The 391-nt window shown below is 41.4% G+C and carries 1 rRNA gene; it reads left to right on the forward strand.

Annotated elements, in window-relative coordinates:
* Positions 1–149 precede the first annotated feature (149 nt).
* Positions 150–264 (forward strand): 5S ribosomal RNA (rrf, locus tag A3757_RS06805).
* Positions 265–391: the final 127 nt, after the last annotated feature.

Below are 391 nucleotides of genomic sequence, written 5' to 3' on the forward strand. Positions count from 1 at the left end.
TATAGTGAATGATTATTCGTACAACGACGGGTAACGCAAATTGGATATGAGTCTTCGTTAGACAGCAGAGATAAAATTAGCTATTACTTGCTATTGTTAAAGACGCAGAATTAAGTGTTGTTGATCAAGTATCAGCAACCGAAGTTTTGCCTGACGACCATAGAGCTTTGGAACCACCTGATCCCATCCCGAACTCAGAAGTGAAACGAAGCATCGCCGATGGTAGTGTGGGAGGTCCCATGTGAGAGTAGGTCATCGTCAGGCTTCTATTAGAAACCCCAGTAGGTCGTCCTACTGGGGTTTTTTATTGCCTGGAAGAAAGTATTGTAAGTAACTCACTTTCGTTTTAATTATGTGAGCAGGTTCTTATCTTGTTGTTTGATTTGTGAAC

This window comes from Oleiphilus sp. HI0117 (genome assembly GCF_001635235.1).